Below are 26,275 nucleotides of genomic sequence, written 5' to 3'. Positions count from 1 at the left end.
AGTGGATTAAGTTTAGAAATTTAATGATGAGAGGATGCATACAAATGATTCGAGTTTTATCAGACTTAGATGCAGTACAATATTGGAACTTACGCTTACAAGCACTACAAATGAATCCAGAATCATTCGTGACAACTTATGAAGAAGCGATGCAAAAAGAAAACCCTGTTGAGGAAGTTGTTCGAAATTTAAATTCAAAAACTAGTTACACATTCGGTGCTTTTAATAAAGAGAATCAACTAATGGGTGTAGTAACGTTACTAACGGAACAAAAAGCAGCATATAAGCATAAAGGGCATCTTGTTGCCATGTATGTAGATCATCAAAGTAGAGGGAAAGGCTTAGCAAAATGCTTAATTCGAGCGTTAATTGAAAAGGCAAGAGAACTAAAAATAGAGCAAATTAGTTTAGGGGTTGTTTCAGATAATGAAGCAGCAAAAAAATTGTATCAATCAATGAGTTTTACAACGTATGGGATAGAAAAAAAGGCACTAAAAATGAATGGCATATACCGCGATGATGAACATATGGTTTTATTTCTCTAAAAATATATCCAAAAGGAGTATCTGATGTTTAAAAACAAGAAGCGTATTGTTTTGTTTATTGCGTTAATTGTTTTTATTGCTAGTGTACTGTATCAAGCTATTTGTGTAAATAATTATACGGAAGTACCTGGTAAGATAATTGAAGTTAACAATCATGATATGCACATTTTTGCAACAGGAAAACGTGAGGATAAACCAGTGATAGTTATGACAGCAGGAAGTGGAACGACTACACCGTATGCAGATTTTTATCCACTGTATAATAAGTTAGAAAAAGAAAATAGAGTAGTTGTGTATGAGCGACCTGGCTACGGATACAGTGAAAAAACAGAGAGAAGTAGGGATATTGATACAGTTATAAGCGAATTGCATGCATTATTAATAGAGTCTGATGAGAAACCTCCCTTTATATTAGTAGGACATTCAATGGGAGCATTAGAAAGTATTCGTTATGCACAATTATATCCAAATGAAATTGAGGGATTAGTTTTTATCGATGGAATTAGTCCGGAATACGCACAGAATTTTGAAATGGATATAGGTATGAAAGTTAGTTGGCACACAATGAATACAGCTAAAAATATCGGCATATTGCGTACGTTATCATTTTTTGGAATCATGGATAACGTATTTATAGATATCCCTAATTTACCAAAAGAATTACAAGAACTTAAAATTTCAATGGCTCTTAAAAATACAAATAATCGAAATATGAAAGAAGAATTAGAGTGGATGAGTAGAAATGGTAAAAAGGTAATAGAACAAGGGGATCTAGGAACTCTGCCAGTATTGCAATTTTCCGCAACAAATAATGGATATGAAAATTGGGAGAAAACGCAGAATGAACTGTTAAAAATATCTTCAAGAACGGAACAGATTATATTTCCAAATACAAATCATTATATTCATCATGAAAAGGCACATGAGATCAATGAAAGTATTAAGAGTTGGATAGGAGAATTGCAGTGAAAGATTTATATGTAGAAATGGATATGAACCCTCACGTTGCAGTGTTATATGCTACTGTAAGTGATACATTCAAAAGATTAAGAGAATTAGTAAAGGATGTAGGGAAAGAAGAACTACATTACAAAGGTTCTTCTAATGATGAAAATAACATTGGGCAGATTCTTCAACATCTAGCGGTTGTAGATTTACATTGGGTGTATCGCTTGAAAGGTGCGCAAGTTCCGCTATCATTACAAGAAAAATATGGTCCTATGCTTGATGAAAAAGGAGAATTACCTAATACAACAAAAGGTTCTTTGCGAGAAATCATGCGAGATTATGAAGATGTTCAAAATATGTTTTATGATGAATGTATGAAGCTAACAGAAGCAGACTTAACACGAGAAGTATATTATGAAGATGGTGAAACTGCTACGATTAGGTGGGGAATCTGGCATATAGCTGATCATAATCGGTATCATCAAGCTCATATAAGTCGATTGCGGAAATTGTACCGATATGATTCTAGATAAATGTACAAAGATATCACTTGTAGTATGAAATTTATTTTAAATTAATTGTGTTCTGTTATATAGTAGAAGAAAAAATGTATAAGGGGTTTTAGGATGAAAGCAATTGCAGCGGGGGTATTGGCATCGTTTTTCTTTGCCTTTACATTTATTTTAAACCGTGCGATGGATTTACAAGGCGGAAGCTGGATTTGGAGTGCATCGTTACGATATTACTTTATGGTTCCACTACTTTTAATTATTGTCATGTATAGAGGGAATTTAAAGCAACTCTTTCAATATATGAAAAGTAATCCGAAAGAGTGGTTGTTATGGAGTATTGTTGGCTTCGGTCTTTTTTACGCACCACTTAGTTTCGCAGGTGCATTTGGACCAGGATGGCTCGTTGCCTCAACATGGCAAATTACAATTATAGCAGGGATTTTATTAACACCATTATTTGCAACAAATTCGCTACATAAAAAAATTCCAATGAAAGAATTGATGATGTCTGCTGTCATATTATTAGGTGTGCTTCTTATGCAAGTGGAACATGCTTCTTCTTTAGGGATTCGTGAAACAGTTTTATGTGTGGTGCCCGTAATTGTAGCAGCATTTGCTTACCCGCTTGGAAATCGAAAAATGATGCAAGTATGTAAAGGAGAGTTAGATGTTTTTCAACGAGTTCTTGGAATGACACTCGCAAGTTTACCATTTTGGTTTTTGTTATCAGGCTATGAGGTTTCTACAAATGGATTACCATCAAGTGACCAAGTTTTTCAATGCTTCATCGTAGCAATTAGTTCTGGTTTAATTGCGACTGTATTATTTTTCTTTGCAACAGATCTTGTAAAGGATGATCCGCAGAAATTGGCAACAGTAGAAGCAACGCAGTCAGGTGAAGTTTTATTTGCATTACTCGGAGAATTAATCTGGCTATCTGCTCCATTTCCATCATCATTATCATGGACTGGAATGAGTTTAGTTGTTGTAGGAATGATTCTGCATAGTTATGTTGCAGTTGTTATGAAAAAGGAAGAAAAGATAACAGCATAAAAAATGAAAGATAGAAAAGGAATGGATTCGTAATTATAAGGGTCTGTTCTTTTTTGTTTCGTTTAAAAAATATGAATTGATGGAAACTAAAATTATAATATAGTTGTTAGTAAAGGAAGTAGATTTTTAAGTTTTGGTCGATAAGAAGCAGTGACTTTACAAGCAATGGATTACTCTAAAGGGAGAGACATGAATGATGAATATGGAAAAAGATATGAACTTAACAAATAATAACAAGGATAATACCGTTACGTTATATATTACTAGACATGGAAAAACAATGTTAAACACTAGTGAACGTGTACAAGGCTGGGCAGATTCTCCATTAGTAGAGAAGGGCATTGAAATAGCGAAGGGTTTAGGAAATGGACTACAAGATATACCTTTTGTTGATGCGTATAGTAGTGATAGTGGCCGTGCAATTGAAACTGCTAACTTAGTATTAAAGTATAGTGGACAATCAAAGTTAAAATTTGAACAACGGAAAGATTTACGTGAATTGAATTTTGGGATTTTTGAAGGCGATAAGATTGAAAATATGTGGAAGGCTATGCAAGATACTGCTGGTGTTAAAGCAGTATCTGAATTAATGAAGTTCTCTATTAAAGAAATTACGAATTTCATTGCAGAAGCAGACACTACGAAACAAGCTGAAAATTGGGAAGTATTTTCAACTCGTATAAAAAAAGAAATCGATAAAATTAGCGAAGACACCGCTAAAAATGGAGGAGGTAACGTTTTAGTCGTATCTCATGGACTGATGATCACTACATTAGTAGAAATGCTTGATAGTAGTAAAACAAAAATGGGAGTAGAAAATGCAAGTGTAACTAAAATTCTCTATAAAGATGGGGCATATAAAATCGAATCTGTTGGCGATATGAGTTATGCTGAAAAAGGAAGAGAAATTGTGGAATTATAAAAATGCACGCATACAGTCTTGATAATGCTGTATGCGTGTTTTCATTATCTTTTGTATATACTAACTAAATGATAAAAATAATATGATATTTTAGTTTGTGTTACAAAGGAGCATATGAAAATGAATGAGAAGTATTATAAAGGTTTGATTATGAGACCTATTAAGGAAAGCGAAGTGGATCAGTTTTCAAACTTAATGAAATATGTGTTTCAAGTTTCTAAAAAGATGATTAATGATGAAGAGAAGATGGTACAAAAGAAAAGCCATCAATTAAAGCCAGGGACTGCATTAGGCTGGTTTGATCATGATAAATTAATTTCTCAAATTGTTGTTTTGCCATTCCAAATAAATATCCATGGTGTGATTTATGAAATGGGAGGAGTTACTGGAGTTGGTACATATCCAGAATATGCAGGGCATGGATTAATGAACTCATTAATGAAAGAAAGCTTAAAAACGATGAGAGAAAATGGACAATATATTTCTTATTTGTTCCCTTACTCGATTCCTTATTATCGCAAAAAAGGCTGGGAAATTATTTCTGATATCATCGAATACCAAATTAAAGATACACAGCTTCCTAAGTATCGTGGAAACATTAGTGGCCGAGTAAGGCGAGTTGGATTAAAAAGTAAAGAAAAAGAAAAAGTTTATGATGAGTTTGCTAGAAAAACAAATGGAGCGATGGTTCGAAATACACTTGCATGGGAAGAACGATTTCGTGAGGAAACAATTGATTTGCAATTAGCAATTTATTATACAGATGAAGATATTCCACATGGCTATTTATTTTATCGTGTCCTTGAAGAGAAGTTTTATATAGAAGAAATGATTTACTTAAATGAAGAGGCGAGAAGAGGGTTATGGAATTTCATTAGTGCACACTTTTCAATGGTGTATTATGTTAAAGGAAAGACATGCGTTCATGAACCGGTTGCTTTCTTACTTGAAGATAGTGAAATAAAACAGACAATCGCCCCTTACTATATGGGAAGAATTGTCGATGTAGTTGGTTTTCTGAAACAATATCCATTTAAACATGTAAAAAATGAAAAGCTAATTTTACATATAGATGATCCAATGTTGGAGTGGAATAAAGGGACTTTTTCTTTAGAGTGGGATTATGACAAACAATTACATATAACATATGAGAAAGAACCAAATAATATGGAGGGAATGTCCTTAACGATTCAAACATTAACAACTATGTTATTAAGTTATAAAAGCCCTGCATTTTTGTATGATATCGGAAGAATAAAAGGAAGTCATGAAATGATAGAGGTGCTTGAGAATTTAATTCCGGATTCACCGCCATGCTTTTTTGATTATTTTTAAACGGTTGAAAGCCTCCTTCTAAAGTGAATACAAAAGGGGGCTTTTATCATATGTAGGTAATTCATACATGTTCAATTATTGCACTTTTAATGGGGCAAGAAAAATGTTACATGTTTACAGCATTCGTTTCATCATTCCCTAGCTTTTTACGATACCACAGTTCACAAGGATACAATAATAGGTGGAAAAGCATATGAACAATGATAGCGGCAATTAAACCATTCGACCAGAATTGCCAGCCACAAAAAATACCTACCCACAAATTTCCTAATACAGCATAAGAATATAGCCATCTTGATTTTTTCATTCCTTTTACGCCTAGAAAGTGTGTGACTGCAAATAGAATACTAGATAGGATAATTCCAAGAACTACAATAATCTGAGTGACAGCATGAAAAAAACTCATCAACGTGATGAAAAGTGACATAAGACCCCACCGGAAGATGATTTCTTCAACAACTCCGCCATATAAGACTCTGGCTCCTAATCCTACACTATGGCGCTGATATTCAATTTGTAGAAACGTTTCTTTATCAATAACTTTTCTAAAGAATCCATAATATATAATAACGTGTCCGAGGGAGCAAATTACTCCAATTAGAACTGCTTCACCAATGTTGCTCGGTAAAATAATATTTCCATCTTGGATCTTTGATAAGAAAAATGCACCCATTCCGGAAAAAAGTAAAACGAGTAGAGTATGGATAAAAAGACTTAGGTAGATAGAGGGTGTTTCTGGAGTATTTTCTAACTTTTTGTTTATTTTTTGTTCCGCTAAGCTCATTGTAACAATTCCTGGTATAGCAATGCTGAATACAAAGATCCAGTTGAACATATGGTTTCATCTCCCTTGAAAATAGACTAAGAAAGACCTTTTATGTATGTTGACGCTATGCAAGGTTGTGATAGTCTTTCATAATTCTTCTTTTTATAGACCGACCAGTCGGTTTTATTGTATGATATTTACCATAATAATACAAGTGTATATGGAGTAGTGCTATGGTTCAGTTGTCTAGGATACATAAGTCAGTATGAACAGAATTTTTTAGGAGGTCTCTTTGGCGTTTGGATTAAAAATTAAGAAAAATATGATAATATATTGATGAGATTTAAAATTCAATTTGATAGTTTATAAGCGTAGAGAGAACCTTATGGGGGAGTAATCATGAAAATAAACGACATTGTGGCAGAAACGCAATTACCAAATACAATTGAAACTATATCGAATGATTTACAGGCATTAGGACTTAAAACAGGAATGACAGTGATCGTCCATTCTTCTTTGAGCTCAATTGGCTGGGTATCTGGTGGGGCCGTCGCCGTAGTTGAAGCTTTAATGAATGTAATTACTGAAGAAGGTACGATTATCATGCCAACTCAAACGTCGGATTTGTCTGATCCGAAAAACTGGGTAAGGCCACCCGTTCCAGAAAACTGGTGGCAAATTATTCGAGACAATGTTCCAGCGTTTCATCCGGATATAACTCCAACACGCGCGATGGGGAAAGTTGTAGAATGTTTTCGTACATATCCAAATGTAAAACGTAGTAATCATCCGTTAAATAGTTTTGCTGCATGGGGGAAACATGCGGAGGCTATTATAGCGGAGCATTCACTTTCAATTAGTTTTGGAGAGTACTCACCACTAAAGAAAATATATGATTTAGATGGATATGTATTGTTGATAGGTGTAGGCTACGATTCTAATACATCGATTCACTTATCTGAAATACGTACAGGAGCACGTGAATTAATAAAAGTTGGAGCACCCATTATAGAAAATAACGTAAGGGCGTGGAAAGAGTTCGATGAAATGGACTATGATTCTGACCTGTTTGTTGAGATTGGAAAAGAGTTTGAACATATAAACGCTGTAACAATTGGTAAAGTAGGAAATGCAACGTGTAGATTAATGAAACAACGAGAAATTGTTGACTTTGGTGTACAATGGTTTCGTTCGAAAAACAAGTAAGGGATGGTTATGATGAAGGGGAAAAAGATTTTAATTACGAGTGGTGGCTGTTTAGAAAAATGGGATCAAGTACGTGGTCATACGAATTTAGCAAAAGGTACAATCGGAAAAATTCTTGCTGAAGAAGCGATGTCAAAAGGAGCACATGTCATATACTTACATGGTTATTTTTCTGAAAAACCGAATGCTACAAATAGCGAATTAGAATTACATCCATTTGAAGGTATTATTGATTTACAAGATAAAATGAAAAGTATCATTACACATGAGAAAATCGATGCTGTGATTATGGCGGCAGCTGGATCGGATTGGATTGTTGATAAAATTTGTGATCAAGAAGGAAATGAACTTGATAAGAATGGGAAGATTTCGAGTGATATAGCACCAATCGTTCATTTTCAAAAGGCACCTAAAATATTAAAACAAATTAAACAATGGGATCCGGAAACGATTTTAGTTGGATTTAAACTTGAAAGCGATGTCACAGAAGCTGGATTAATCCAACGAGCAAGTGAAAGAATGGAACAGGCAAAAGCAAATCTGATGATAGCAAATTCTCCGCATTCACTGTATTCACATGCAGCCATTCATCATGTGATTGGAGAAGATGGCAATGTTTGGGTTTGTGAAGGGAAAGATGAAACAGCGAAAGAGATTGTAAACAGGTTAGAAGATTTGTGTAATCGTGTAAACGAAATAAGTATGGTCATATGTAAATAGAAGGAGGAGCTTATGCTTTTTAAAAATATAAAAGTTATTGTATTAGATTTAGATGGTACATTATTAAATAACGAAAAGAAGGTATCAGAGAGAAATATAAAAGCGGTTATGGATTGCCATAGAAAAGGTATACATATCATTTTTGCGACAGCAAGAGCTCCTCGTTCTGTAAAGCAGTTTCTTCCCAAGGAATTACAGAATATTGGCATGATGGTGTATTACAATGGCGCCCTATTACGGGATCAAATAACAAAAATGAATTACCATTACCCAATTGATGCTATGTATACCGCAGAAATTATCAATTTTGTTACGCAGAAGGAACCTGATTCTTTCATCGCTATTGAGGTGGAAGATACATGTTACATTAATCAAAATATAAAAACAAATTTTATAACAGCAACAAAGCCTATTGTGATTACAAATGAAGAAATGAAGCAACGCTCTGTATCTAAAATACTGTTACACTCGTTTTCTCATCATGAGAAATTAGAAGAACAATTTCGACATAAAGTAAATGTAATTTGTACAGATCAAAATCAGCTTGTCCAAATTATGGGGCATAATGTTTCGAAAGAGAATGCTGTGTTAAATTGGTGCCAAAGGCATGAGATAAGTGCAGAGCAAGTCATGGTATTTGGTGATGATTGGAATGATATTGGTTTGTTTAAAGAATGTGGTTATCCAATTGCGATGGGAAATGCAATTTTAGAGTTAAAAGAATTAGCATATTGCATAACTGATAGCAATGAAGATGATGGTGTAGCATCTATTCTGGATCAAATAAGGAGCGATGCAGGTGAAACAGTTATTTGAGCAAGCGATTCAATTTCGGAATGAAAAAAAATATGCACAAGCAAGGGACATACTCATTGGGTTAACTAACTTTACTCAAAATCCAGAAGTCCTCTATGAATGCGCTTGTATACATGATGTAATGGGACTTGAAACAGAAGCTGTTCCATTTTACGAAAAAGCAATTGTAAATGGACTTAAAGGAGAATCATTATGTGGGGCATATATTGGACTCGGTAGCACATATCGCTGTATTGGTCAATATAATAAAGCGATTGTTACGTTAGAAGCTGGAATCAAACAGTTTCCAGACAATGATACCATGAAAGTATTTCTTTCCATTGCCAAATATAACATTAAAGAATATGAAGAAGCAATGAAATTATTGCTTGAAACTGTTGTAAAACTAGAAGGTGTAAAAGAATATGAACGAGCTATTTTGTTCTATAAAGATCATCTTAATGAGATTTTTAAATAAAAAGGTGGGATTATATGAGTAAATCCATTTCACGTAAAAGAAGAAATATTTCGATTGGTTTTATAGCTTTAATTGTAATATCAAATTACCTAGCATATACACTTCCTATTGTACCCGCTGTACCGAAGGAAATGGTGTTAGGGTCCTTGTTAGATTTTCTTATTGTCATTCCAGTCATTACGTATTTCTTTATTATACGTAAACGCTATTCGTTAACTTATATATTTCCAGTTGTAATAGCAGGCTATATTGCCGCAAGATTTGTTATTCCAAGCGATTATTTACAGTCGTTTTCGTTTGTTTCTTATATTTTAGTGGCAGGAGAAATTGCGTTTATAGGTTTAGAGTTATTTATGCTGTATAAGATTGCTAGAGCTTTGCCTACGGTTATACGATGTTATAAACAATATAAGAACGAATATCCATCATTCTCCTTTGCAATTGATAAAGCCTTTGATACTGTGTTGAAAAGAAATACTGTAGTAGATGTTATTGTTTCGGAATGTAAATTATTTTACTATGCTTTATTCTCGTGGCGTACAAAGATGCCGGAAAGTCAGCATGTTTTTTCATATCATAAAAAGACCGGAGCAATCCCGTTTTATATTATGCTGATTCACGCAACATTAATTGAATCAATTGGATTTCATTATTTACTTCATCAGTGGAATGAGGTAGTTGCTTGGGGCTTACTTATTGTAAATCTATATGGAATTCTTTATTTTTTAGCTGAGATACAAGCAATTCGTACGAATCCATATATGATGACGGAAACGGAAGTAATTATCCAAGTTGGATTTGGGAAGAAAATCATAATCCCATTTACTCAAATAAAGGAGATTACATTTTATAAAGGCGAGGTATTAACGAAGAAAGAAGGAAAAGAAGTATTCGAAGCAACGGTAATGGAATTTATAAAGGAACCGGCTACTTTTGAAATAAAATTAAAAGAGCCGTTAACAGCGCAGTTATTATATGGGTTTACCAAAAAGGTGAATCGTGTACATGTAAATGTGGATGATGAGCGGGAATTTTATGAAGCGATTGATGGAAAACTAGTGCAAGATAGAGAATAAAAGAATAGGAATCAGTAAAACCGGCAAGCGAGAGACTTGCCGGTTTTCATCGTAAAAGATTAGAAAATATGATAAAATTAAGAGGTAACTTATGGTATGGTTGGTTGTTCAATTATCACTTCTCCGGATAGAAGGGAGGTGATAATAAATGAGTGAAATTGCGTTGTTACTGCAAGGTGGATTATTTCTCGTTGCATTGTTAACGTTTGTTGTCGTATTAATTGACAAGCTCAAAAAATAACAACCCACCTATGCCAATAGAATGTGGGTTGTCTCGTTTGTAAGAAACAAATAGGATAAATGAACAATCCAATCTGCTAAGTTACATAGACTGGTGTGTAGCCGCACACTAGTCTTTTTTATTTATATACAATTTATAATTGTTTTATGTGATTGTATTGTTCTTTTCATACTCATTATAACATAGTGTCTTTTCATCAAGAAAGGAGACCGTATGTTCTGGTTTGTAATTAGATATGAGTTTTTGGGCTTTTTTGTTTAAATAACTTATCCATGTATTGTTTTAAATTTTCAATATAGAATTCTTGTTTTTCTATATCATTCACTCCAACAATTGGAGATGGAAGTTGATATTTTTTTCTAGAAAGATGGACAACAACATCAAAAATATCAAATAGACGAATGAAGCAGAATAGACCATCTTTGTCACTTAATAAGATAAAATAATGATTATCGCTAGTTGTATTAAGGGTATTCCACAATGAACTTTTACTTAAATCACGAACAATGCTTCGTTCTTTTAATTCGATAAAGTCAACATTAGATATAATAGTAGAAATATCAATCGCATCTGGATCATTAAAATAACCGTCAATTGTATGTACTGCGAATGTATAAGCCATTTTTAAGATACTCATTTTATATTTACGGTTATCTAAAAGTAATTCACGTTGAATTGAGCTTGCTACTTTTGTTACGCGCTCTTCTTTCCAAATTTCATTATGCAATGAAATATCATGTTTTTTACATAGTTTCATAATTAATTCATTAGAATAGTATATTTCATCGTTTGTTTCAACTTCTTCAGTTTCTGCCGCAGCTAATTCTTGACCATATTCATTCGTATAAAGAGGAGAATCAATTTGTTGCTTCATTTGTTCGATTTTATATTGAATCAATTTATGCCGAATTAATGGTCGATCCACGTTTATTGTGAGATGTTCATAACAAGTATCACAAATTGAATTTGTAAAATAATGTCCACATAAAATCTCTGGGATAACATGTTGTTCACTAAGTTCTTTCGTTTCTTTTCTGCAAATAATACATTGCGTCATATTTATCACCTTTTACCCTGCAAATTTGTATGTAATCTCATTGTAGTGTATTTATTCGCATTTTGGAACATTGAAGGTGAAAATAGCATGTAAAATTCATGGATGTTTTGATACAATATAGGGAAGTGCTAGTTTAAAGGAGGACGTTTTTTTGAAATCGAAAGTGCACTTTTGGACATTAGAAGTGCTAATGGTTGTAGGAATTATATTTATTTGCACAAAAATATCATTTTTATTTCAACCGATTGGCATATTCATTTCCACTTTATTTTTCCCGATTTTAATCGCTATGTTTTTATATTTCATCTTTAATCCAGTGTTAGTGTTTTTAGAGGCGAAAAAAGTTCCTAGAAGTTTAGCGATATTGTTGTTATATGTTTTTATCATTACACTGGCAGCAGTTGCAATTGGTGTAGTCGTTCCAACGATTTCACAGCAGCTAATGGACCTAGTGAAAAACATGCCAACATATATTAAAGAGGGGAAAGTATACATACAAGAATTATCTCATCATAGGCTATTTGAATGGCTGGCTACACAAGATTATGTATCAATTGAAACGATTGAAAAAAACGCAATTGAGTATTTAAAAGAGATACCAAATACAATAACGTCGAGTGCAACGGCTTTATTCGGTATTATTACAAACGTTGCATTAGTCGTATTTACAGTACCATTTATCTTGTTTTACATGTTTAAAGATGGTCATGCATTTCCAGGAAAAGCTGTTAGTTTTTTACCAGAATCGTATCGTGAAGAAGGACTTCGTATTATAAAAGAAACAGGTGAAACGTTGTCTGCCTATATTCAGGGGCAAGCGCTCGTTTGTTTATTCGTCGGTGCATTTACATTTATCGGATATGTCATCATTGATTTGCCATATGCTTTTGTTTTAGGTATTATAGCGGCATTTACAAATATTATCCCGAATTTAGGACCTTTTATTGGGGCAGCACCAGCTGTAATTGTTGGATTATTTGTATCTCCAATGCAAGCATTCTGGGTAATTGTTATCGTAACAATTGTACAACAATTTGAGAGTAACATCATTTCACCGCGTATTATGAGTTCGAAATTAAATATCCATCCTTTAACAATTATTGTGTTAATTCTTGGTGTAGGTAATTTCGCGGGTATTGTTGGGATGATTTTAGCAGTACCAGCTTACGCTGTGACAAAAACAGTTGTTTCAAACTTGGTGAGATTATTTAAGATGAAAAGAAATAATCGGAAATAAAAAGAATTCATATGAATCAAGAAGGATACATTGCTTGTTAAGCGATGTATCTTTTTTGATTTTATAGAGGAGAGATATCACGAGTGGCGTATTACCAAAAGAAGACTATGATGAGAAAGTGATAGCTTTTGTTCATTCCTGATCAAAATGGGAAGATCAAGAAGAAAAATATTTTTTGCATGATGACGCCAGTATTCATAATTTTTTGTTTCATCATGAAGTGTTGAATGGAATTATTGATCCTTCGCCGATGGTGGGGTCATTATTTTATGATTTTACATACGCATTTTGTTCCTCACCAAATAATCTAGACACAGAGACGTTATTTACGGCATTTTCGCAATTGAACGATTTGAAGGTCGAAAACTCAAGATTAATAGAAGAGGTAATTGCTCAAGTATATACCCGCATTGGGGTGGGGTCTGTGCGAAAGTTCATCCGCATGATTTAAAAGATTACTTGAAGGCGTGGGAATACTAGAGAAAATTACTACCTTGTTATAAATGAGGATGAAAGTTAACTTTAGGTATCACAATAAAAACACCTAGTTTCAAATGGAAATTAGGCGTTTTTATTGTGTGATCTTTTCGTGTTTATTTGAAAAAAATAACCTTTTAAAACATCATACATTGGACTATGTGGAATCCCTCTCAATAATCCAAATCATTTCTTTACACCGCGCCATTAACATCTTAATCCTCTCCTCTCATAAGATTTAAATCGCATCATTATAGATGTGTATAATATTTGCTTCTACGATCTCAAATGTCATCCATAATCTTTTTATATTGCTGTTCTTGCACAATTCCAGCTTCAGATAATCGCATCTTTTGAATGGTAATCGTTAAAAAGAAAACATGAAATTTCATAAATGAATTCTTCCTTTCGTAAAGGAATTATAGGTGACTACAATAAGGGACTTGACGTTCTTTCACTTCATCCATAGCATTTTTAATGTGTTGATCGTGTAACATTTCGAACTCAGAAAATTTGTTTTTGTGAATTGTAATCGTTAAAAAGAAAACTTGGAATTTCATAAGGTGATTGCTCCTTTTTATATAAATTTTTAGTACATATGGTTGTAATAAGAAACTTGACGTTCTTTCACTTCATCCATCATTTTTTTGATTTGCTGTTCTTGTAAAATTTCAGTTTCAGAGACTTTACTTTTGTGAACAGTAATGGTTAAAAAGAATACTCGAAATTTCATCAGAAGATTGCTCCTTTTATAAATTAATTTTTAATACATTTGATTATAATAAGAACTCTTGCGATCTTTTACTTCGTCCGTAATCGCTTTTAATTGTTGTTTACGTAAAATCTCAGTTTCAGATAAAGATTTTTTCTGAAGAGCAAACGTAAAAAAGAAAATATGAATCGTCATAAATGAATTCCTCCTTTCGTAAAGGAATTACAGGTGACTACTGTAAGGACATTGACGCTCCTTTATGTCATTCATAGTCTTTTGAATGTGTTGATCGTGTAACATTTCAACTTCAGATAATTGCTTTCGTTGGATTGTAATACTGAAAAAAAGTACGTGAAAAGTCATTGAATATTTGCTCCTTCCGAAAAGAAATAGTGTTAGAGATTAAAAAATCGCACAAAAAAGCCACAGGAAGATATAATTCTCCTGTGACAGGCATGAAAAAGCCACAGGAAAGTATACGACCTCCTGTGGCGAATTTGCTAATTAAAGAAAATACCGAACGATTTTCAATTCTCCATTAGGGTGGTCGAATTCATATTTAATTGTAAAATAGATGCAACATGTAATTGTAATTTCATCATTTTATTCGACCTCCTTTTAGAATTTTTTTCTTACGTTAGTAAGTATATACAATTAATGGATAATTGTAAACTAAAAAAGTGAAAATTTTTAATTTTGATTAAAATGCGTATGTTTTGTGATTAGTGGCATATGTATTCGAAAAATTTCTTTAGAACAAACGGTTTAATAAATTGTATAGCAGTGTTAGATAAAATATTTTAGGAGAGAAGGAAAACATATGGGAGATACATCTTCGTTAATAACGATGTTTTTATGTATTGCATTATTGATTTTATGGCGGCGTTACCGCTCTATGCATAGACCGATAAAGGGAAATGGTAAACGAATTTTATTACCACTGCTTTTTTTATCACCAGGAATTTTAATGTTTTTTGGTCCTATTCATCCGGCTGTAGTATACATTGGCTTTGCGATGTTATTTGGAATTCTTTTCGCGATTCCACTTATTATACTTACAAATTATGAGAGAAGAGAAGATGGGAATATCTATACGAAGAAAAGTGTAGCTTTTCTCATTACTTTTATCGGGATTGTAATTTTAAGGTATGTTTCTAGGCAATATATAATTGATTTGGATCAGCAAACGATAGGGTTATTGTTTTATGTTGTTGCGATTTCTTATATAGTTCCATGGAGATTTGCTTGTTATATGAAGTTTAGAAAAGTTTTTCGTGCAGTTTCATAGAGTTGAGTTTTTTTGTTTCGTTGGAGGGAGATTGGAGAATGCGCACTATTTTACTTTTTCTAGGTGAGGCGCAAATAGATGAAATTGAAGCGATTAGAAAAAAGCATGATCCTTTATTTGGATTCATTCAACCACATATTACACTTGTGTTTCCTTTTGAAGGTGAACTTTCTAATGATGAACTAAGAGCGCATATAGCACGAAAATTGCAAGGGATTCATCCGATAGAAATTGAGCTTATCAATCAAATAAGTCATGAAGGTGATTATTTGTTCGTATGTGTTGAAAAGGGAAGGGAACAGGTAAGAGAGTTACACGATAAGTTATATACAGGACCTTTAGCGGAATTTTTGCGAAGTGATATACCCTATATACCACATGTTACAGTTGGACGAAAAGAAAATGAAAAACGGGCAATAGAAATTGCGGAGAAGGTGCCGAAATTAAGCACGCGATTGCAATGTATAATTGAAAAAGTAAGTGTTGAACGTATTGGAGAAGATGGAGAATCAATAATAGAATTTGAAGTGGAACTTCCAAAATAAAAAGGAGATACAAATTTGTATCTCCTTTTTATTGATTTTTCATATATATGTGTTAAAATGGAAAAACGCTCATTGTTTATTTTTTGCGAAAACTCAATAATTACCCAATTTAATTATAACAAATCGATTACTTGTTTGTCAAACTTTTTATTGAATTTGTTATAACGTCAAACAATGAGCATCAGAACGATTAGTTGATAAGGAGTGGCGATATGGAGAAAACAAGTCAAGAGTGGAAACAGGAACAACATCGTGTGAAAGAAGTAGTTGGAAAGATTGAAAGACATATTGATACATTAGAGCAATATACAAGTGCAGCAACAAAAGATGTTGTCCGGATTCGAAAACATTTTTGGGACGATGTAACTGTGAATGTTGATAATACAGAAGAGGCTATCGAAACGGCAGCAAGTATCAAACAACAAGCAGAGTTATTATCTGAACGAGAGCAAAGTCACCGCCATGCTTATAATCAACTAAAAGGATTACGAAGATTACAGCAATCACCATACTTTGGAAGGGTAGATTTTTTAGAAGACGGTGAAAAAAGTGAGGATGCTATTTATCTTGGTATTCACTCATTCTACGATGAACAGACAGAACAATTTCTTGTGTATGACTGGCGAGCCCCTATATCAAGTTTGTATTATGACTATTCTGTAGGAAGAGCTAAATACGAAGCACCTAATGATACGATTTCGGGTGAAATGACATTAAAAAGGCAATATGTTATTCGGAATGGTCGAATTGTAAGTATGTTTGATACAGGAGTGACGATTGGCGATAAATTGCTACAAGAAGTATTAGGAAATAACGCCAATACACAAATGAAAAGCATTGTTTCAACAATTCAAAAGGAGCAAAACCAAATTATTCGGAATGAAAAAAGTCGTTTACTTGTTGTTCAAGGAGCTGCGGGGAGCGGTAAAACATCGGCAGCACTTCAGCGCGTCGCATATTTATTATATCGTTATCGAGAGACATTACACGCTGATCAAATCGTTCTTTTTTCTCCAAACTCGATGTTTAATAGTTATGTTTCCACAGTACTACCAGAACTTGGCGAAGACAATATGAAGCAAACGACATTCCAAGAATACTTAGAGCGTCATATTGATAAGAAATTTGAATTAGAAGATCCATTTACACAAATGGAATATGTACTGACAAGAATGGGAGAAAAGGGCTATGAAACACGATTAGAAGGGATTAGATATAAAGCAAGTTCTGATTTTATTGAAGTAGTAGATCAGTATGTATCTTATTTAAAACGAGAAGGTATGTTATTTAAAGATATAAAATTTAGAGGGGAAGTATTAATCTCTAAAGAACAAATAAAAGAACAATTTTATAAATTTGATCCTTCAATACGGATTCCAAATCGAATAAAGTTAATTTCTGAGTGGTTGTTAAAGGAGCTGAAGGAGCAAGAAAAAATAGAGAGAAAAAAACTTTGGGTGGAAGAAGAAGTACAGTTATTAGATAAAGAAACATACGCAAAAGTTCATCAGAAATTACAGAAAAGACAAGAATATTCCGATGGTACGTTTGATGATTTTGAACGTGAACAAAATATGTTAGCAGCTATCGTTGTAAAAAAATATTTTAAACCGCTCCAAAGACGTGTGGAAAAATTACAATTTATTCATACACCAGCACTCTATATGCAGTTATTTAAAGATCCGCAGTTTGCTAAGCAACTTGTAGAAGAAAATGAATTACCACAAAAATGGGATGAAATATGCGGAGAAACAATAGAAAAAATGCAAGGTTTTTATATGGCGTATGAAGATGCAACGCCTTATTTATACATGAAAGACCAATTGGAAGAATTACAAAAAAATACATCTGTGCAGCACATATTTATTGATGAAGCGCAGGATTATTCTGCATTTCAATATGCATTTTTGAAACGAATATTTCCGCATACAAAAATGACAATACTAGGTGATTTTAATCAGACCATTTATGAACATGCATCAGAGAATGAATTTTCACAGTTAAGTACCTTGTATGGGGAAGAACTAAGTGAAAAAATTGTTCTTACGCGTAGTTATCGCTCTACAAAGCAAATTATTGAATTTACGAAGCAGTTAATTGACGGTGATGAAATTGAACCGTTTCAGCGTGAAGGAAAACAACCGATTATAACAGAAGTGAAAGAAGGAGAAGCTCATCATAAAAAGATTGTGGACCAAATCGAACAATTGAAGCAAAGTGGTCACAGAACAATTGCGGTTATTTGTAAAACAGCGGAAGAAAGTGAAGAAGTGTACTATGCCCTACAAACATCATTACCAGTTCGCCTCATTAAGAAAGAAACGAGTTCGTTTGATGAAGGTATTTTGATTATCCCATCGTATTTATCGAAAGGGGTAGAGTTTGATGCGGTCATTATCTACGATGCATCAGAGGAAAAATACAGCCGAGAAAGTGAACGTAAGTTATTTTATACCGCTTGTACGCGTGCGATGCATGAGTTATATATTTATTCTGTAGGGGAGATGAATGAATTTTTACAGTCTGTTTCTCCAAAAACGTATTGTTACAAGAAAATGTAGAAGCGGAATAAAAGAGGTTGTTACATGTTAATGTACCTAAGTTTTCCTTAAAGGGGCGGATTACATGGAATTAATAAATATTAATGGGGATACTTATAAAATGGAATGTATACCTTTTGAAGACAAGAGTGAACAGGATGAAGAGGGATATTATGAATATTATTATAAGGGAATATATATATTGTTTCATTCGGACAAAGATATAATAAAAGCTAAAATTTATGATGGAGAAAAAACAATCTCGTTTTTGAAAAACCCTATTCCTTATTTTGGTGAAGGGATTGAAGCGATAAAATTATATGTAACGAAAGAATTTGGTGTAACTGGCTTTCAGTATCTCGGTGGAGAAAAAGGGTATGTAGAGCTATAGTTCAAATAAAAAAGCTGGTCTAAAAACCAGCTTTTTTATTATGTAAAATTTCGACTCATGTTTTTTCTTTCACAGAGGCTCTTTTCTTTGTAATATATTTATTTCGCTATACTCAGGAAGGCACCAATAGCCCCGCTAAAACCGTGATCTTCTAAGAAGATAGGTTTTTTATTTTGATACAAAGTATAACTACCTATAATTTCTTGTAGATGTGTATTATTTGATAGTGTAGATCCAATATAAACGATATGATCCATATCTTTTGCTTCTGCAAATTGAAGGCTTAATGCAGTAACTACTTCACCAACAAGACCTTGAAGGGTAGCAATTAAATCAGACTTGTTATAATCCGCTTCACTCATAGCAGCTTTTCCAAAATTACTAGCTGTTAAACTACTATCAATTGGGGAAAGAACGCCGTTATAAATATCTCTAACTGTTATATCGAGATTCTGTCTAGATCCTAGTTTTGTATGTTGAATGACTTCTTCAAAACAATCTATGTTTGTTAACAGCTTTGATAACCCCATGATTGTCCCTCCGCCAATGCCAGTTCCACCAGCACGGATATATTTTTTGTTATGGACATAGTGAATGGACGTTCCTGTACCGATATTTGTTAAAACAAAGTTATTGATAAAGTGTTTTTCTTTATTAATGAGGTAATGAACGCCTGCAAGTGTGGCATCGAATTCTGCAACATACTCTATAGTGTATTTTTCTAAAAATAATGTTTGTAATTGCTCAGCTTTACCGCCAGTTATAGATAATCTATTAATATGTGTATGATTATGTAACCAATCTTTAATTTTGTTTTGTTCATAGGAGTAAAATTTTTTAAAATGCAATGTATTGTTTTCATTAAAATAAGCAATTTTCGTTAATGTTCCACCAGCATCAATACCGACAGCGCTCTTCATTCTTGTACTCCTTGTCATTGTATAGTTATAATAAAACCTTTATTTTGTGATATAAACTAGTAATTTTTCGATTGTAACAATCGTTTTTCCGTTTACAGAAGCGATTCCTTTGCCGAGAATAAATCCTCGTTTGTTCCGTAGAACTTCATATTGTAAATCTAGCTTATCACCAGGAGTAGCAGTTCCATTAAATGTTACGCCGTCTAATGAGGAGAGAAACCCTAATCCATTAGACTTGCTTGTTCCCACGAATGCTCCAAGCTGCGCAAGTGCCTCTACAATTAGCATGTGAGGCATACTGTTTTGATTCTCATTTATAAACCATTCGTTAGTTGTTATTAATTTATATCCTTTTACGGATTTTTCATTTTCAATTTCTGTAATTCTATCAATCATTAAAAATGGGTGACGATGGGGAAGTGTATCGTTAATAGCTGTGATATTCATATGTACCTCCTAATTTCTAAATGAAAAGTGAATATAAAATAATAACCCCTGCTAAAAGGAAGCAGGGGATTTGTAATTAATTCTTGACTAATGCATCTGCTTTTTCAAGAGAGAAAATACCGCTATTTTTAATGTTTTCAACAACTTGTTGTAATACTTCTTTATCTTGGACAAGTGCGATGCGAACAAAACCTTCACCATGTGGTCCAAAAGCATGACCAGGGGTTACAACAACATGCGCACGATCCATTAGTGCATAGGTAAAGTCTAATGAGGTCCAGCCTTTTGGGGTTTCAGCCCAAACAAACATACTACCAGCTGGTCTATCAACATGCCATCCGAAAGAAGCAAATCCATCAACTAAAGTATCTCTACGTTCTTGGTAGATAATCCGATTTTTGGCGCAGAAGTCGGCACCTTGACGTAAGGCAACTGATGCAGCCTTTTGAATTGGTAAGAACACACCGTAATCTGTGTTGGATTTAAATTGCGCTAGTGCACCTACAATTTCTTTATTTCCAATCATATAACCAATGCGGCTACCAGCTAAGCTGTAGCTTTTGGATAGGGAATTAATTTCAACACCAACTTCTTTGGCGCCAGGAACAGATAAGAAACTGATTGGTTTCTTTCCATCATAATAAAATTCTGCATATGCGAAATCATGTACCACAATGATATTGTATTGTTTTGCGAAGATGATAACTTCTTTGAAGAAATCTTCATGAGCCATTGCCGGGACTGGATTTCCAGGGAAGTTTAATATCATCATTTTTGCTTGTTTAGCAATTTCTTCAGGAACGTCTTGTAAATTAGGTAAAAAATCATTTTCCTTCTTTAAAGGCATGAAGTAAGGCTTTGCACCTGCCATTTGAATACCCGTCTCATATGCTGTATATCCAGGATCAGGTACTAAAATAAGATCACCTGGATTTGCAAAAACCATAGGTAAGTGAACGAGTCCATCTTGGGAACCCATTAATAATAAAACTTCATTGTTTGGATCTAATTTAACATTGTGATTGTTATCGTAATATTCAGTTACTGACTCGTGAAATTCTTGAATACCTGTTAAAGTATAACCGTAATTTTCTTTTCCGCTTGCTGTATGTACCATAGCTTCTCTTACAATATCAGCAGGAGGCATATCTGGATTGCCAATACTTAAATCGATCATTTTGTGACCTGCTGCAATTTTTTCCTTTTTATAAGCTGCTAATTCACTGAATATAGAAGATTGAAATGCTTTCATTCTAGCTGCTAACGTATAAGTCATCAAAACCCCTCCTAAAAAACTGTGCTTTCATTTTTCTAACTTTTATATTCTTTTATTATTCTGAAAACACATGATTATATTTTATCACTTTTGAGTCAGAATTCAAAACACAGTTGTGTAAAAAGAAAAAGAAGGGAAGGCTAAAGAGTATGAATACTACCACATAATGAAGAGGTGTTAAAGGTGAAACAAATTCCAATTGGTGTATCAAATCGGCATATTCATCTGACAAACGAAGGGTTAGAAAAGCTTTTTGGGGAAGGATATGAGCTCCTGGTTGCAAAAGAACTTTCACAACCAGGAGAGTTTGCAGCGAAAGAAACAGTAACGATTAAGACTGAAAAGGCGGAAATCCCAAAAGTCCGTATCCTTGGTCCTATTCGAAAGTTTACACAGGTTGAAATTTCAAAAACAGATGCACGTAAATTAGGAGTGGATGCTCCGATTCGAGCATCAGGCAATATTGATGGAACACCAGGGATTACTCTTATTGGTCCAAAGGGTTCTTTAAAAATTGAAAAAGGTGTAATCATCGCTGAGCGCCATATCCATATGACACCTCAAGATGCTGAAAAATTTCAAGTGAAAGATGGACAATATGCAAGTGTGAAAGTAGAAGGAAGCAGAGGATTGATTTTTAATCAAGTGTTAATTCGTGTAAAAGATACATACGCCTTAGATATGCATATTGATACAGATGAAGCAAATAGTGGGAATATAACAACAGGAGACTTAGGTCATCTCTTACAATAAGAGAAAAATCCATCTCAATTTGGAGATGGATTTTACATGTTCGATACTTGGGAAGTGTTTTTACTTGCCTGCTTGTGCTTTGATAACGACATAAAAATAATTAATAATGAAATAGCGCCAAAAATAAGAACCATATATCGTAACCCAATTGTGTCTAAGAAGAATCCAGTTCCAAGTAAGACAATTTGGAACATTACCCTTTCAAACATATTACGGAATGAGAAAAGACGTCCATGATAACTTTTTTCAACTTTTGTTTGGAAAATTGTTGACATGATAGGGAAGAAACAGCCAACGCTAAATCCAAATAGACCAAATGATACAAGTGCCATCCATTTCACATCACTAAAGAACAATGAGAGATGCGCAAAAGCAGTACAGAAGGCGAAGAAATAAAGTAATTTATCAGGTGGGAAATGATCAGATAAACGCTTAATTACGAAAGCTCCTAACATAAAAGCCACACCTTCAATGGTATAAATAAACCCTTTAATTGTCGGATCATGTTGCATTTCGCTAATATTAATAACCATTAAATTGAAACCAGCGATGAATAAAAGGGGAATAATACTTAAAATAAGTGCCCGAAATGCAACCGGGATTCCTCTTAAAATCCGAAATACTTCCATAAAGCTATTATCTTTTGCTGCTTTTTTACTTGATGTATCTGATTTTTGATCTTCAAATTGTAGGAAAAAGGTCGAAAGGAATAATAAAGCGTATGCTGCCATTGAGAACGCGTACATGTACTGTAAACTCATAACGACAAGAAGAACACCACCTAGTGAGGTTCCTGCAATACGAGCGATTGTTCCGATATTCATATGGACACCATTCATCTGTAATAGTTCATGTTCACGAACAATAAGCGGAATAACAGACTGCAATGCAGGGAAATAAAAAGCCGCTGAAATTTGAAGGGCAATCATAAAGGCAATCATAAAGGCGATACTCTCATATTGAATAGCGAAGAACATAAAAATAACACTGATAACACGGCCGAAACCAGCATAAAGAAGGACTTTCTTTTTTTCGTATTGATCGATAACACGACCAGCCATCGGACCAACAAGAACACCGGCTAATAATCCAATAAATAAAATAACCGACTTCATAAAATCAGAAGGTACATACTTCTGCATAAATTCTAGATTGCCAAGAATCCCAAGCCACAAACCAAGCCCAGCGATAAACTCACCGATTAGAACAATCCAGACATTTTTATTACGCCACATAACAAAACCTCTCAGTCTTATAAAATAGGAAAAATCGTATATAAATCCTCCTCTTCATTCATACATTTGAATCATTATTTTTTAGAGTCAGAGTCTATATTACGTGTTTGATAATGAAAGTTCAATCTTTTTGATTTGGATAAAACTTTGCTTTTATAGAGCTAAAAAATCAAATTTACATATTAGAAAATAAATTGGAATAAATTTAAAATGTACGAGGGAGGGATACTTATGATTCAACAATTTTTCAAAAAATTGTTCGACCAGTTTTTAGAGAAGCAGGAAGAGGAGATAATAGCAAAGCTTTGTTTTTGGATTGTCTATTATTACATATCAGTCCCAAAATATATGGTGAATTCTAGTGGTATTTTAGTACATATGAATCAAACGCATGAAGGCTATACGTATGATACAATTGGAGATTTTTTACGCGAGTATAGTGGGAAAACAAGGGGAGCGTTCTATTTTGAAAGTAGAATATACTATATTAAATTTGAGGAAATGATTAGGGAGAAGTGTCGTGAAATGATTTATGCTTATTACTTTCCACGCTTTATTGATGGACATTCGTTATTATGTAAAGAGTTATTAAGAGAAATAGGTGTAGGTAAAACAGAAATTGAATGCGGAAGTTTCTATACGTTGATTTTTAATTATTGTGCAGAAACAAAGGATTGGGTTGATGAATACGAAGAGAATGTGTTAAAAGAACTATTTGTATTGTCACTTCCCTTCATTGTACAAGCATATGGTATAAATGTATGTAAATATATAAAACAAGAAGAAAATTGGAAGGAAATAGAGTGCTTAGTTCATTGAATAAAGAGGATATTTACATATTCTTGCTGAAAAAGAATATGTAAATATATGTAGAAAGAAGATGATTGAAATGAGTAACGAAGAACTTGTGAAAACACAATTTGGTAGTAATGCTGAAAAGTATGTGAATAGTCAAATTCATGCAAAAGGGCCAGATTTACAGTATGTCGTTCAACAAGTAAAAAATCGTAAAAATATTCGTCTTCTTGATATCGCTACAGGTGGCGGTCATGTTGCTAATTTATTAGCCCCGATATTTAAAGAGGTTGTTGCGCTCGATTTAACAGAAAAAATGCTAGAAAAAGCGAAAGTATTTATCCAGACAAACGGACATGAAAATGTATCATTTGTAGTAGGAAATGCAGAGGATTTACCATTTTCTAATCAATCGTTTGATACGATTATTTGTCGCATTGCAGCGCATCATTTTTCAAACCCTTCTCAATTTATTTTTGAAGTACATCGAAAGTTAGAAGAGAACGGATTATTTATATTAATTGATAATGTCTCCCCAGAAAACCTAGAATATGATACATTTTATAATTTTATTGAGAAAAAGCGAGATCCAAGTCACAGGAGAGCGCTTAGAAAAACAGAGTGGATTTCATTATTAGAAAAGCAAGGTTTACGAATGCAATCATGTTTCACATTTGAAAAACAATTTAATTTTGATTGGTGGTGTAACATGATGGATGTCCCATCGCCAACACGCTCCAAGTTAACGGATTGTATGATGAAAACGTCAAATGAAATGAAGGAGTTCTTCAACATACAATTTAACAATAATAAAGTAGAATCATTTTATACGGAGATGGCACTGTTTGTATGTCATAAAAGTTCAACGCTAAAAAGATAATTTTCTTGCAGTCTTTTCTCAGTACGCTATACTTAGTACAGAGAAATAGAGAATTGAGGAGTAATAACAATGATTCGTGTACGCGTTGAGGGAACGGAAAAAGAGATTGTTGAATTTTTGGAGAAAATGCCTGAAATTCCTGGGTTTGAAAAGACACATGTTAGAGAGCCGAAAAAAGGAAACAATCCTAAATATGATACAAGTAAGAATGTATTAGCATATTTGTCGTATAAAAAGATGGAAAATGCTGTTCACAAATAATAAAGTCCTTTAAAAACAATAAAATTGTTTAATGATAGAGAGCCGAAACGACACAAAATACAGTGTCGTTTTTTCTATTCATGTATAATAGAAATGTAAAAAATATAATTAACAGGGGAGAACTTTTTAGCGAAAAAGTATTTTGAATATTTCGTTCCTTCCTATATAAGTTATACATCTATATGGAAAAATAATTTAATAAATTGATTTTTATTTAGAAATACATAAGTTGAATCAGCACACAGAAGTTCTGTTTTGTGTGCCTATTTATTGTAAAGAGAGAATATGTTCCTGGAGTATCTAATTGTTATATTTGTCTTTTGACCAGTTATCGTGTGAAAACAACCGGTTATCGAAAATCCATTTACAGTAACTTAAATAGCTTTTATATTTAGAGCGAGTGAAAGGGAAGTGGTGAAGTGAAGTTTGAAGTGTCGATTGATCCATCTTATAAAGAGCCGAAAATTATCATTCTAACGGATAAAATGACAGATGAGATATCTGATATTATGAAGCGACTATCGGAGACTCATATGGATTCATTAGCTGTATTTTCAGAAAGAGGTGTTGAAATTGTTGAATGTAAAGATATCGTTAGAATCTATACAGAGAAACAGAAGGTATTTCTCCAAACCGCTGCTGGTATTTATACCGTTCGCTCAAGGTTATATGAACTGGAAGAGAAATTAAATAGTCAATTTTTTGTTCGTATTTCAAATTCAGAGATTGTTAACATTAAAATGATTACGAATATGGATATTAGTATGACAGGAACGATTGGCGTGTCATTAACAGGGAATATCAAAACGTATGCTTCTCGACGCTATGTTTCAAAAATTAAGAAACTGTTCGGAATATGAGGTG

General features: G+C 33.5%; 33 protein-coding genes. 22 read left to right on the top strand and 11 right to left on the bottom strand.

What is annotated here, in order from left to right:
• The first annotated feature begins 44 nt into the window (after positions 1–44).
• The 6 genes from C564_RS0113880 to C564_RS0113855 all read left to right on the top strand — a co-directional run bounded on the left by C564_RS0113880 (position 45) and on the right by C564_RS0113855 (position 5,315).
• Positions 45–545 carry a GNAT family N-acetyltransferase gene (locus tag C564_RS0113880; RefSeq protein WP_018765729.1) on the top strand — a complete coding sequence of 167 codons (501 nt, stop codon included), beginning with the start codon at positions 45–47 and terminating at the stop codon, positions 543–545.
• A gap of 24 nt (positions 546–569) precedes the next feature.
• The gene (locus C564_RS0113875) at positions 570–1,514 is read left to right on the top strand and encodes an alpha/beta hydrolase (RefSeq protein WP_018765728.1); all 945 of its coding nucleotides are present in this window, start codon (positions 570–572) and stop codon (positions 1,512–1,514) included.
• On the top strand, positions 1,511–2,026 hold the full coding sequence (locus C564_RS0113870; RefSeq protein WP_018765727.1) for a DinB family protein: 516 nt from the start codon (positions 1,511–1,513) through the stop codon (positions 2,024–2,026). Before C564_RS0113875 ends, C564_RS0113870 begins: the two co-directional genes overlap by 4 nt.
• Before the next feature lie 93 nt (positions 2,027–2,119).
• Entirely contained in the window at positions 2,120–3,058 is a 939-nt protein-coding gene (locus tag C564_RS0113865) for a DMT family transporter (RefSeq protein WP_018765726.1), read from the top strand.
• Between the two features lie 193 nt (positions 3,059–3,251).
• The gene (locus C564_RS0113860) at positions 3,252–3,980 is read left to right on the top strand and encodes a histidine phosphatase family protein (protein WP_018765725.1); all 729 of its coding nucleotides are present in this window, start codon (positions 3,252–3,254) and stop codon (positions 3,978–3,980) included.
• Between the two features lie 120 nt (positions 3,981–4,100).
• Positions 4,101–5,315: a GNAT family N-acetyltransferase gene (locus tag C564_RS0113855; RefSeq protein WP_018765724.1), complete on the top strand. Its 1,215-nt coding sequence runs from the start codon at positions 4,101–4,103 to the stop codon at positions 5,313–5,315.
• Positions 5,316–5,421: 106 nt separating this feature from the next.
• Here C564_RS0113855 and C564_RS0113850 read toward each other — a convergent pair whose 3' ends face one another.
• Positions 5,422–6,150: a CPBP family intramembrane glutamic endopeptidase gene (locus tag C564_RS0113850; protein ID WP_018765723.1), complete on the bottom strand. Its 729-nt coding sequence runs from the start codon at positions 6,148–6,150 to the stop codon at positions 5,422–5,424.
• A 330-nt stretch (positions 6,151–6,480) separates the two neighbouring features.
• Between C564_RS0113850 and C564_RS0113845 the strand changes: the two genes are divergently transcribed.
• The 6 genes from C564_RS0113845 to C564_RS37435 all read left to right on the top strand — a co-directional run bounded on the left by C564_RS0113845 (position 6,481) and on the right by C564_RS37435 (position 10,597).
• Positions 6,481–7,287 carry an aminoglycoside N(3)-acetyltransferase gene (locus C564_RS0113845; protein WP_018765722.1) on the top strand — a complete coding sequence of 269 codons (807 nt, stop codon included), beginning with the start codon at positions 6,481–6,483 and terminating at the stop codon, positions 7,285–7,287.
• Positions 7,288–7,290: 3 nt separating this feature from the next.
• The gene (locus C564_RS0113840; RefSeq protein WP_081621474.1) at positions 7,291–8,007 is read left to right on the top strand and encodes a phosphopantothenoylcysteine decarboxylase domain-containing protein; all 717 of its coding nucleotides are present in this window, start codon (positions 7,291–7,293) and stop codon (positions 8,005–8,007) included.
• Positions 8,008–8,019: 12 nt separating this feature from the next.
• Complete coding sequence (locus tag C564_RS0113835; protein WP_018765720.1) at positions 8,020–8,823, top strand: Cof-type HAD-IIB family hydrolase; 804 nt, start codon at positions 8,020–8,022, stop codon at positions 8,821–8,823.
• Positions 8,807–9,280 carry a tetratricopeptide repeat protein gene (locus C564_RS0113830; protein WP_018765719.1) on the top strand — a complete coding sequence of 158 codons (474 nt, stop codon included), beginning with the start codon at positions 8,807–8,809 and terminating at the stop codon, positions 9,278–9,280. The genes C564_RS0113835 and C564_RS0113830 overlap by 17 nt, the downstream gene beginning before the upstream one ends.
• 14 nt (positions 9,281–9,294) lie before the next feature.
• Positions 9,295–10,356, top strand: coding sequence for a hypothetical protein (locus C564_RS0113825; RefSeq protein ID WP_018765718.1), 1,062 nt, complete (start codon positions 9,295–9,297; stop codon positions 10,354–10,356).
• Positions 10,357–10,504: 148 nt separating this feature from the next.
• Positions 10,505–10,597, top strand: a complete 93-nt coding sequence (locus C564_RS37435) for a putative holin-like toxin (protein ID WP_001289320.1) — start codon at positions 10,505–10,507, stop codon at positions 10,595–10,597.
• Positions 10,598–10,826: 229 nt separating this feature from the next.
• Here the strand turns inward: C564_RS37435 and C564_RS0113815 are convergent, their stop codons facing one another.
• Entirely contained in the window at positions 10,827–11,654 is an 828-nt protein-coding gene (locus tag C564_RS0113815) for an HNH endonuclease (RefSeq protein WP_018765717.1), read from the bottom strand.
• Between the two features lie 151 nt (positions 11,655–11,805).
• Here C564_RS0113815 and C564_RS0113810 point away from each other — a divergent pair, with 151 nt between their 5' ends.
• Positions 11,806–12,891, top strand: coding sequence for an AI-2E family transporter (locus C564_RS0113810; RefSeq protein ID WP_018765716.1), 1,086 nt, complete (start codon positions 11,806–11,808; stop codon positions 12,889–12,891).
• Positions 12,892–13,652: 761 nt separating this feature from the next.
• Here the strand turns inward: C564_RS0113810 and C564_RS0113805 are convergent.
• The 5 genes from C564_RS0113805 to C564_RS0113785 are packed head-to-tail and all read right to left on the bottom strand — an operon-like array spanning position 13,653 to position 14,443.
• Complete coding sequence (locus C564_RS0113805; RefSeq protein WP_018765715.1) at positions 13,653–13,760, bottom strand: YrzI family small protein; 108 nt, start codon at positions 13,758–13,760, stop codon at positions 13,653–13,655.
• A gap of 27 nt (positions 13,761–13,787) precedes the next feature.
• Positions 13,788–13,928, bottom strand: coding sequence for a YrzI family small protein (locus C564_RS0113800; RefSeq protein ID WP_003198148.1), 141 nt, complete (start codon positions 13,926–13,928; stop codon positions 13,788–13,790).
• Positions 13,929–13,957: 29 nt separating this feature from the next.
• Complete coding sequence (locus tag C564_RS0113795) at positions 13,958–14,101, bottom strand: YrzI family small protein (RefSeq protein ID WP_003198150.1); 144 nt, start codon at positions 14,099–14,101, stop codon at positions 13,958–13,960.
• A gap of 30 nt (positions 14,102–14,131) precedes the next feature.
• Positions 14,132–14,275 (bottom strand): YrzI family small protein, encoded by a 144-nt coding sequence (locus C564_RS0113790; RefSeq protein WP_003198152.1) that lies wholly within the window; start codon positions 14,273–14,275, stop codon positions 14,132–14,134.
• Positions 14,276–14,302: 27 nt separating this feature from the next.
• Positions 14,303–14,443, bottom strand: coding sequence for a YrzI family small protein (locus C564_RS0113785; protein WP_016115192.1), 141 nt, complete (start codon positions 14,441–14,443; stop codon positions 14,303–14,305).
• 457 nt (positions 14,444–14,900) lie between these two features.
• Here C564_RS0113785 and C564_RS0113780 point away from each other — a divergent pair, with 457 nt between their 5' ends.
• The 4 genes from C564_RS0113780 to C564_RS0113765 all read left to right on the top strand — a co-directional run bounded on the left by C564_RS0113780 (position 14,901) and on the right by C564_RS0113765 (position 18,844).
• On the top strand, positions 14,901–15,368 hold the full coding sequence (locus C564_RS0113780) for a CcdC family protein (RefSeq protein ID WP_018765714.1): 468 nt from the start codon (positions 14,901–14,903) through the stop codon (positions 15,366–15,368).
• 38 nt (positions 15,369–15,406) lie between these two features.
• Positions 15,407–15,913: a 2'-5' RNA ligase family protein gene (locus C564_RS0113775; RefSeq protein ID WP_018765713.1), complete on the top strand. Its 507-nt coding sequence runs from the start codon at positions 15,407–15,409 to the stop codon at positions 15,911–15,913.
• 212 nt (positions 15,914–16,125) lie between these two features.
• The gene (gene helD, locus C564_RS0113770; RefSeq protein WP_018765712.1) at positions 16,126–18,474 is read left to right on the top strand and encodes an RNA polymerase recycling motor HelD; all 2,349 of its coding nucleotides are present in this window, start codon (positions 16,126–16,128) and stop codon (positions 18,472–18,474) included.
• A 64-nt stretch (positions 18,475–18,538) separates the two neighbouring features.
• The gene (locus C564_RS0113765) at positions 18,539–18,844 is read left to right on the top strand and encodes a hypothetical protein (RefSeq protein WP_003198167.1); all 306 of its coding nucleotides are present in this window, start codon (positions 18,539–18,541) and stop codon (positions 18,842–18,844) included.
• Between the two features lie 98 nt (positions 18,845–18,942).
• Here the strand turns inward: C564_RS0113765 and coaW are convergent, their stop codons facing one another.
• The 3 genes from coaW to C564_RS0113750 form a co-directional block, all read right to left on the bottom strand.
• Complete coding sequence (gene coaW / locus C564_RS0113760) at positions 18,943–19,764, bottom strand: type II pantothenate kinase (protein ID WP_018765711.1); 822 nt, start codon at positions 19,762–19,764, stop codon at positions 18,943–18,945.
• Positions 19,765–19,803: 39 nt separating this feature from the next.
• Complete coding sequence (locus C564_RS0113755) at positions 19,804–20,211, bottom strand: 3-hydroxyacyl-ACP dehydratase FabZ family protein (protein WP_018765710.1); 408 nt, start codon at positions 20,209–20,211, stop codon at positions 19,804–19,806.
• Between the two features lie 76 nt (positions 20,212–20,287).
• The gene (locus C564_RS0113750; RefSeq protein ID WP_018765709.1) at positions 20,288–21,487 is read right to left on the bottom strand and encodes an LL-diaminopimelate aminotransferase; all 1,200 of its coding nucleotides are present in this window, start codon (positions 21,485–21,487) and stop codon (positions 20,288–20,290) included.
• A gap of 183 nt (positions 21,488–21,670) precedes the next feature.
• Here C564_RS0113750 and pduL point away from each other — a divergent pair, with 183 nt between their 5' ends.
• The gene (gene pduL, locus C564_RS0113745; RefSeq protein WP_018765708.1) at positions 21,671–22,240 is read left to right on the top strand and encodes a phosphate propanoyltransferase; all 570 of its coding nucleotides are present in this window, start codon (positions 21,671–21,673) and stop codon (positions 22,238–22,240) included.
• 32 nt (positions 22,241–22,272) lie between these two features.
• Here the strand turns inward: pduL and C564_RS0113740 are convergent, their stop codons facing one another.
• Positions 22,273–23,475 (bottom strand): MFS transporter, encoded by a 1,203-nt coding sequence (locus C564_RS0113740; protein ID WP_018765707.1) that lies wholly within the window; start codon positions 23,473–23,475, stop codon positions 22,273–22,275.
• 231 nt (positions 23,476–23,706) lie between these two features.
• Between C564_RS0113740 and C564_RS0113735 the strand changes: the two genes are divergently transcribed.
• The 4 genes from C564_RS0113735 (at position 23,707) to C564_RS0113720 (ending at position 26,271) form a co-directional block, all read left to right on the top strand.
• On the top strand, positions 23,707–24,294 hold the full coding sequence (locus tag C564_RS0113735; protein WP_003198179.1) for a hypothetical protein: 588 nt from the start codon (positions 23,707–23,709) through the stop codon (positions 24,292–24,294).
• A 70-nt stretch (positions 24,295–24,364) separates the two neighbouring features.
• Positions 24,365–25,150 (top strand): class I SAM-dependent methyltransferase, encoded by a 786-nt coding sequence (locus C564_RS0113730; RefSeq protein ID WP_018765706.1) that lies wholly within the window; start codon positions 24,365–24,367, stop codon positions 25,148–25,150.
• 69 nt (positions 25,151–25,219) lie between these two features.
• The gene (locus C564_RS0113725; RefSeq protein WP_003198184.1) at positions 25,220–25,411 is read left to right on the top strand and encodes a YvzF family protein; all 192 of its coding nucleotides are present in this window, start codon (positions 25,220–25,222) and stop codon (positions 25,409–25,411) included.
• A gap of 419 nt (positions 25,412–25,830) precedes the next feature.
• Positions 25,831–26,271, top strand: coding sequence for a LytTR family DNA-binding domain-containing protein (locus C564_RS0113720; protein WP_003198186.1), 441 nt, complete (start codon positions 25,831–25,833; stop codon positions 26,269–26,271).
• Positions 26,272–26,275: the final 4 nt, after the last annotated feature.

The organism is Bacillus sp. 105MF, assembly GCF_000374885.1.
Lineage (GTDB): Bacteria > Bacillota > Bacilli > Bacillales > Bacillaceae_G > Bacillus_A > Bacillus_A pseudomycoides.
This window is presented reverse-complemented; position numbering and strand designations above follow the sequence as displayed.